Origin of the sequence: Desulfurivibrio nitratireducens, from assembly GCF_044068515.1 — a bacterium.
GTDB lineage: Bacteria > Desulfobacterota > Desulfobulbia > Desulfobulbales > Desulfurivibrionaceae > Desulfurivibrio.
In genome coordinates this window covers 24,133-32,288 of record NZ_JBIPKI010000026.1, presented here as the reverse complement: position 1 = coordinate 32,288, position 8,156 = coordinate 24,133, and the positions used below count along the sequence as shown (strand labels likewise).

The 8,156-nt window shown below is 61.6% G+C and carries 6 protein-coding genes; 1 reads left to right on the top strand and 5 read right to left on the bottom strand.

Going from position 1 to position 8,156, the window contains the following annotated elements; all coding sequences use genetic code 11:
* On the top strand, positions 1-1,834 hold a 1,834-nt coding region (locus ACHHTY_RS07910), incomplete at its 5' end, for an Rne/Rng family ribonuclease (RefSeq protein ID WP_395493564.1).
* Positions 1,835-1,847: 13 nt separating this feature from the next.
* Here the strand turns inward: ACHHTY_RS07910 and ACHHTY_RS07905 are convergent.
* From ACHHTY_RS07905 to ACHHTY_RS07885, 5 genes are all read right to left on the bottom strand, one after another.
* Complete coding sequence (locus ACHHTY_RS07905) at positions 1,848-2,099, bottom strand: hypothetical protein (RefSeq protein WP_395493563.1); 252 nt, start codon at positions 2,097-2,099, stop codon at positions 1,848-1,850.
* 98 nt (positions 2,100-2,197) lie between these two features.
* Positions 2,198-3,646 carry a Ni/Fe hydrogenase subunit alpha gene (locus ACHHTY_RS07900; protein WP_395493562.1) on the bottom strand — a complete coding sequence of 483 codons (1,449 nt, stop codon included), beginning with the start codon at positions 3,644-3,646 and terminating at the stop codon, positions 2,198-2,200.
* Position 3,647: 1 nt separating this feature from the next.
* Positions 3,648-4,595: an NADH-quinone oxidoreductase subunit B family protein gene (locus ACHHTY_RS07895; RefSeq protein WP_395493561.1), complete on the bottom strand. Its 948-nt coding sequence runs from the start codon at positions 4,593-4,595 to the stop codon at positions 3,648-3,650.
* Between the two features lie 11 nt (positions 4,596-4,606).
* Positions 4,607-5,023: a hydrogenase iron-sulfur subunit gene (locus ACHHTY_RS07890; RefSeq protein ID WP_395493560.1), complete on the bottom strand. Its 417-nt coding sequence runs from the start codon at positions 5,021-5,023 to the stop codon at positions 4,607-4,609.
* Between the two features lie 48 nt (positions 5,024-5,071).
* Positions 5,072-8,137, bottom strand: coding sequence for an FAD-dependent oxidoreductase (locus tag ACHHTY_RS07885; protein ID WP_395493559.1), 3,066 nt, complete (start codon positions 8,135-8,137; stop codon positions 5,072-5,074).
* Between the last annotated feature and the right edge of the window lie 19 nt (positions 8,138-8,156).

Here is an 8,156-nt window from a genome sequence, read left to right as displayed (position 1 = left end):
AGAGAGAGCCGCCCGGGCCAAGGAGAGCGGCGCCCAGGAGACCACCCCGGCCCCGGCAAAACCGCCGGAAGATGCCGCCCCAGGCCCGGAAAGCCCGGAGGTCGCCACCCCCGCGGCCCCACCGAAAAAAACCGCCCCCGCGGCTCGCAAAAAAAGCCGGACCGCCAGCGCCGGCAAAAGCCCGGCTAAAGCGGGGACCAAGAGCGCAAGCAAGGCCGACGCCGAAACCGCGGCCAAAAGCGAAGGCAAGACCGCCGGCCGGCCGGCCGCCCCAAGCAAGGCCAAGAAGGCCCCGGCCAAGAGTGCCGAACCGGCCGCCGCCAAAGCCACGACCGCGGCGGGAGCCAGCTACAAGCTGCTGATCAATACCGATGAGCCCGAGGAGTGCCGCCTGGCCCTGGTGGAAAACGGCAAGGTGGAAGGTTTTTTCATCGAATCGGTGAGCCGGGCCCAGTGCAAGGGCAATATCTACAAGGGCCGGATTACCTCGGTGGAAGCCAATCTCCAGGCCGCCTTCGTCGATATCGGCCTGCCCAAGAACGGTTTTCTCTCCTTCAGCGAAATCCACCCCGAATACTACGAACAGGAGGTGGGCCCGGAAACCCACTGGAAGAATCTCAAAATCCAGGACATGGTCAAGAAGGGGCGGGAGGTTCTGGTGGAGGTGGTCAAGGAGGCCACCGGCAACAAGGGCCCCAGCCTCACCACCTACCTGTCCCTGCCGGGCCGGTTTCTGGTCCTGATGCCGGGCAGCGATTCCGCCGGGATCTCGCGCAAGATCGACGACGAAGCTGAACGCCGCAAGCTCCGGGAGATGGTGGAGGGGCTCAATATTCCCGAAGGAATCGGCTACATCATTCGCACCGCCAGCCAGGAGATCACCAAGACCGCTCTGAGCCAGGATCTGCGCTACTTGATGAACCTCTGGAACGAGATCAAGAAAACCGGCCAGCAGGCCCAGGCTCCGGCCCTGGTCTACAAGGAGCAGAACATCATCTCCCGCTTCCTGCGCGACCACTACACCACTGAGATCAAGGAAATCCTGGTGGACAACGAGGAGGCGGCCGAACAGGTCCGCGACTTCCTCCAGCTGCTGCCGGCGGCCCAGCGCCGCAAGACCACGGTCAAGCTCCACCAGGGCAGCCAGCCGATCTTTCACCAGTACCACGTGGAAAAACAGATCGAGCAGATGTTTCAGCCCACCGTGCCGCTAGCTTCCGGGGGCTCCATCGTGATCAACCCCACCGAGGCCCTGGTCTCCATCGATGTCAACTCGGGCCGCACCGCCTCCAAGGACCGTGATTTCGAGGAAAGCATCTTCATCGCCAACATGGAGGCGGCCGAGGAATTGGCCCGTCAGTTGCGGATGCGGGACCTGGGCGGCCTGATCGTGGTCGATTTCATCGACATGCGCAGTGCCGCCCATACCCGCGAGGTGGAGAAAAAAGTCCGGGAATGCATGAAGCGGGATAAGGCCAAGGTCGATTTTTCCAAAATTTCCAAGTTCGGCCTGATGCAGATCTCCCGCCAGAAAATGGCGGCGCCGATCCAGACCACCAGCTACAAGACCTGCCCCTGCTGCGAGGGCCGCGGCCTGATCCGCTCGGTGGAAAACCTGGCCTTGGCCCACCTGCGCCAGCTCCAGACCGGCCTGAGCCGGCGGGGCACCAGGAAAGTGCTCTGCCGGCTGCCCCTGGAAGTGGCCCAGTACCTTCTCAACAAGAAGAAGGAGGATCTGCTGGGGCTGGAAAAAGAATACCAGGCGGAAATCATCATCGAGGTTGACCCGGCCATGATGCCCGCCGACGGCAAGATCGACTTTCTCCGGGAGTGATCGGAAGGCGGAGCTAGCTATGCTCCGCCTTCTTGACAATCTCGGCGTAGTAATCGGTTTCGCTGATTTTTTCCGCCACCACGGCCTCGATCTCGGCCCGGGTCAGGTGAAACATGCCGCAGGCGGGGCAACTGCCGTCAAAGTTGTCGCCCACGGCCCGCGCCCGCAACTCATCGATCGTCATATGATCAACATTACCGCAGGCCCCGCTGGGGTTCTCGGCCCGCACCTGGGTACGCTCGGCTTTCGGTTTATCTTCTGCCATCTGCTTTCTCCATAATGAGGTGGGCTGTCATTGGCTCAAGCCACCCGACACCCCCGGCGGCAGTCCGCCGCCGGGGGTGTCGGGTGCTGTTTTGCAGCTCAATTCTTCAGGCTGTCGATCAGGTTTCCGCGGACATCAACCAGGTCCAGGGCCAGTGCGATACCGCCATCCAGGCGGTGGGTAGCGCAGGACATTCACGGGTCGTAGGCCCGGACGGCCATCTCCACCTTGTTCATGATGCCTTCATCGTAGTGGCCGTCCTTGATCATCGAGGAGGCCGCTTGCTTGACGCTCATGTTCATCGGCCCGATATTATGGGTGGTGCCGACGATCAGATTGGCCGCCTTGATGCAGCCCTGCTCATCGGTGGTGTAATCATGAATCAGGGTGCCCCGCGGGGCCTCGACAACCCCGACCCCGCGGCCCGCCTTGGGTTCCACCTTGGCCCGCACATTGGTATCGGTGATGCCCTCCCAGTTGAGGAGTTCGATGGTCCGCTCACAGGCATAGATCAGCTCGATCAGGCGGGCGTAATGGTAAAGCAGGGTGGCCTGAGCCGGCCGGCCGAAGGCGGCCCGGAACTCCTCCAGGGCCTCCTGGGCCTTGGGGGTGGAGATCTGGTCGCAAACGTTGATCCGGGACAGGGTGTTGACCCGGTAGATGCCCTTGGGCGCCTCGAGATCCAGCGAGAAGCCCTCGTTCCAGACCTTGGCATAGGGCATCTTGCCATAGCCCCAGGGCTCGACATGTTCACCGAGATAGTCGAGATAATCAGCCCCCTCGAAATCGATATAGGAGCCGTCGGCCTTCATCAGGCGCTGCTTGCCGTCGAAAAAGCGCAGGGAGCCGTCATTGCGGTCAACGGTGCCGAGAAAGCCGGTGGTGATCACGCCCAGCTTGCCGATCACATCCAGATAGCGGTTGAAAACGTTGTTCTTGGCAAAATCCAGGGCATAGAGCGAGAAATCGAGCAGGGTTCGGGTGTCCCTGAGCATCGCCTGGCGCTCCTCCTCGGGCAGCGGCTTGGAGAAGCCGCCGGCCACCGCGGCGACGGGATGAATCGCCTTGCCGGCGAAGCGGTCGATCATCATCTGGCCGAGCTGGCGCATCTTGACCACCTCGGTGGCCAATTCGGGAGCGGCCTTGACCACCCCGATGACATTGCGCACCGAGTAATCGGCATCGGGTCCCAGGACAAAATCCGGCGCCGCCAGGAAAAAGAAATGCAGGATCTTGTCGTTGATATGGGCCATGACCTGGAGCAGTTCCCGCAGTTTCTGGCCGGTGGGGGTCGGGGTGACCCCGAAGCAGCCGTCCACCGCCTTGTTGGAGGCGGTATGGTGCATCCAAGGGCAGATCCCGCAGATCCGGTTGACGATCCGGGGCACCTCTTCGGCCGGCCGGCCCTCGATAAATTTCTCGAACCCCCGCAGGGACATCAGACTCATGTACGCATCTTGGACATTGCCGGCATCATCAAGCTGCACGGTGATCCGAGCGTGTCCCTCGATGCGGGTAATCGGCTGTATATTAAGTACCTTACCCATCTTATGCTTCCTCCTTGACCGCAACCTTTTTCTTCGGACGCAGATTACCGTGCGCCCCGCTGAAGCGGAGCATGGATCTCCGATCCACCACCGATTTGGTATCAATGCCATTGCTGGCCAGGGCGTTCATCATATCGAGCATCTGGTTGCCCCTGGGGAGCACCGGGCCGTAACAGCCCCGGCAGGGCACCCGGGCCTCGATGCAACTGGGGGCGCCCCGCTTGGCGCAGCCGGCGGCGGTCACCGGGCCCATGCAGACAAAGCCCTGCTCGAGCAGGCAACGCATCTCGCTGATGGGTTGGGCCGGGTCGAACTCGGCGTTTTCCACAAAGCGCTTGACCTGGTCCACCGCCCCCTTGCCTTCCCGCCGGGTCGGGCAGGTGTCGCAGACGCTCTTGGTCGGCAGGTTCGGAGGCCGGTTCTCCAGCAGCGAGATAATCACCTCGGCAATATGGGCCGGGTTGGGCGGGCAACCCGGCAACTGGAGATCGATCTTGACCTTCTCATCCAGGGCGTAGGTGCGATCGAACAGTTGGGGAACGATTTGGTTGGGCCGCACCGCCCCCGGATCGGTGGAGGGAGTCCGGTAAACCGCGTCAAAGCTGGCGCTGGAGTCCTGGCCGTTCATCAGGGCCGGAATCCCGCCCTGGGTAGCGCAGGAGCCCAGGGCGATGAGGATGGCGCACTTTTTGCGCATTTCCTCCAGGACCTCGAGATGCTCCTCGTTGGCCACCCCGCCGGTGATGATCCCCACCGTCGCCTCGGGCAACTGCAGATGGAGGCCCTGATCGCCGCATTGGCCGTAATATTTGTGGTCCATAATGACCGGGGCATGCACGATCTCGAGGTGCTCGGTCAAAATCGGCACCAGGGCCTCGCCGATATTGAGGAGGGAGATCTCGCAACCGGCGCAGGAGCTCAGCCATTCCAAAGAAGTTTTAACACCCATGTGATCCTCCTTTACGCTGCCTGAGCATTTTGCTGAACGGGACCCAGTTTCTGCAACCGGGAGGTCATCTCGGTGACCGCCTTGACGAACTTGTCCGGCTCGGCGGAAGAAACCCAGGTAATGGCAAATCTTTCACCTTCATAACCGTAATCATCGAGCAGTTCGGTGATCATCTCGGAGCGGGCCAGGGCTTTATAATTACCATCCAGGTAATGACATTCGCCGAGGTGTCAGCCGAGCACCATGACCCCGTCGGCGCCCTGGTTGAGCGCCTGGGTAACAAACTCGGGATGGACCATGCCGGAGCACATGACCCGGATGATCCGGATGTTGGCCGGATAGGCCATTCTGCCGGTGCCGGCAAGATCGGCGGCGGCATACGAGCACCAGTTGCAGCAGAATGCTATGATTTTCGGTTCATAACTCATTGCTCTACTCCTTATGTCAGTCGTCCTGTTATCGGTTCAACCGGTCGCTCAGCCGGCAAGGGCCGCCTCGATCTGGCTGCTGATCTGTTCCATGGTAAAGCCCTGCACCACCACCCCGCGCTTGGGACAGGTGCCCTGGCAGAGCCCGCAGCCCTTGCACTGGGCCTTGTTGACTTTGATATAACGGGGCGCCTGGGCCCCCGCGACCACGACCTCCCCTTCCACCAACTCAATGGCATGGTAGGGGCAGACATCGAGGCAGAGGGCGCAACCGTCGCAATTTTCCAGCACCGGCTCGGCCTTGACCGCGTCCAGGGTGACCGCCGGGCGGGCCAGCAGGGCCGAACCCCGTCCCGAGGCGGCCAGGGCCTGGGCCACCGCTTCTTCCACCGGTTTGGGATAATGAGCCAGACCGGCCACGAACAGGCCGTCGGTGGCGAAATCAACCGGCCGCAACTTGGCATGGGCCTCCTGGAAAAAGCCGCTCTCGTCCACGGCAACCTTGTAGATTTTGTTGAGCTTTTCGGCGTCCGGACTGGCGACGATGGCGGTGGCCAGCACCACCAGATCGGCTTTGATCTTTAAGGGCCGATGGAGAACATGGTCCCAGACCTCGACCCTGGCATGCTTGTGCTCCATCTCGACGGTGGGCTTGCCGTGCAGTTCGTAGTTGATGAAGATCACCCCCAGCTCCCGGGCCTTTTTGTACAAATGCTCGCGCTGGCCGTAAGTCCGCATGTCCCGGTAGAGGATGTAGACCATCCGGGTCGGATCTTCCTGCTTGAGCTTGATGGCGGACTGAACCGAGTGGGTGCAGCACACCTTGGAACAGTACATCCGCTCGCCCTCGCGGGAACCGACGCACTGGATGAAGACCACCGTCCGGGCCTTGGCGACATGCTGCTCCTTGAGCTTGAAGAGGCGGTCGAACTCCAGGGCCTTGACCACGTTGGGAATCCGGCCGTAGCCGTACTCCTGGGTGCGCAGCGACTGGCCGCCGATGGCGATGATCCCGACCCCGTGGTCGATGGTCTCACTTAACCCGTCCTTGCTGGTGATGGTAGTGGAGAAATTGCCCACGAAACCGTGGGCCGCGGCCACCTCATAACCGAGATGGAGCTTGATCTTCTCATGGCCGGTTACCCGGTCGCTCAGCTCCCTGGCCTTCTCCGGAATCGACTCGCCGGACCAGGTGTGCCCCAGATAGATGGCATTGCCGCCCAGGGCCGGGCTTTTTTCGACCAGGTGGACTTCGAAGCCCTGCTCGGCCATGTTGAGAGCCGCCGCCATCCCGGCAATGCCGCCGCCGACCACCAGTCCCTTCTGGGTGATCGGCACCGAGATGGGCTGCAGGGAGATCTGCCGGCTGACCTTGGCCACCGCCATCCGCACCAGATCGCGGGCCTTGCCGGTGGCGATCTTGGGATTGGCAAAATGGACCCAGGAGTCATGGTTGCGGATATTGGCCATCTCCACCAGGTATTCATTGATCCCGGCCGCCTTCAGGGTTTCCCGGAACAGGGGCTCATGGGTGCGGGGCGTACAGGCGGCGATCACCACCCGGTTCAAACCCTTGCTCTGGATCGTGCGGACCAGCTGTTCCTGGGTGTCCTGGGAGCAGCTGAAGAGGTTGCGCTCGGCATGGACCACCCCGGGCAGGGATTCGGCATAAGTCGCCAACTCTTCGACATCGACCACCCCGGCGATATTGGAGCCGCAATGGCAGACGAACACTCCGATCTTGGGCTCCTCACCGGCCACATCCCGTTCCGGGGGAAAGGTCTTGACCTTGGCAAGCTGGCCGCGGGCCGGGGCCAACAGGTCGGCCACCGCCGCCGCGGCGGCCGAGCCCTCCATCACCGATTGGGGAATATCCTTGGGGCCGGCAAAGGCGCCGCAGGTAAAAACTCCTTTTTTGGTGGTGGCCACCGGGGCGAAATCCGAAGTGGCGGCAAACCGGTCGCTGTTCAGGCGGACCCCGGCCATGGCGGCCAGGTCCTGAACATGCTGAGGAATCTGCATGCCGACGGAAAGCACCACCAGGTCAAAATACTCTTCGACCTGGCGCCCGGCCTCGTTGATATAATGGAGCCGGAGATCGCCGCTATCACCCTCCGGCTCCACCCCGTGGACCCGGCAGCGGACGAAACGGACTCCGGCCTTTTCCTTGGCGTTCTGGTAATACTGGTCGAACCCCTTGCCGTGGGTTCGCATATCCATCATGAAGATAGCGGTCTCCAGGCCCGGCACATGCTCCTTGGCCATCACCGCTTCCTTGATGGCGTACATGCAGCAGACCGAAGAGCAGTAGCCGTGACCGCACTTGTTCTCATCCCGGCTGCCGACGCACTGGAGAAAAGCGACCTTGCGGATCTCCCGGCCGTCGGAGGGCCGCAACAGGTGGCCGGCGGTCGGCCCCGAGGCGGAAAGGTAGCGCTCGAACTGCATGGCCGTGACCACGTTGGGATAACGGCCGAAACCCCAGATCTCAGCCGGACCCGGGTCGAAGGTCTCAAAACCCGGGGCCATAATGACCGCCCCGACCTGAACCTGGTGGGTTTTTTCGGTATCGTCGAAGTTAATCGCCCCGGCCGGGCAGACCTGTTCGCAGAAACCGCAGGCTCCGGCTTTCTTGAAGCGGATACAGCTGGCGGCATCGATCTGGTATTTCAGCGGCACCGCCTGGGCATACTTGACAAAGATCGACTTGCGCTTGCCGGTGGCGGCGTCATACTCGCTGGCCACCTTCTTGGGACACTTGACCGCGCATTCGCCGCAGGCGATACATTTATCCATATCGACATAGCGGGGATGTTCTTTTACGGTTACCTGAAAATTGCCGATATCACCGGAAATCGCGGCAACTTCACTGAGGGTCATCAACTTGATATTTAAGTGCCGACCGCACTCAACCAGTTTTGGCGCGATGATTCACATCGAGCAATCGTTGGTTGGAAAGGTCTTGTCCAGTTGAGCCATGGCCCCGCCGATGGCCCCGGAGCGCTCCACCAGGTAAACGAAATAACCGGAATCGGCCAGGTCCAGGGCTGCCTGCATCCCCGTGATTCCGCCGCCTACCACCATCACCGCGCCGATTTTTGGAATTTCCTGCATAACAAGGGTCTCCTTACTT

Coding starts and splice junctions, on each gene's coding strand:
- ACHHTY_RS07905 (WP_395493563.1), bottom strand. CDS start 2,099: ATGGCAGAAGATAAACCGAAAGCCGAGCGTACCCAGGTGCGGGCCGAG.
- ACHHTY_RS07895 (WP_395493561.1), bottom strand. CDS start 4,595: ATGGGTGTTAAAACTTCTTTGGAATGGCTGAGCTCCTGCGCCGGTTGC.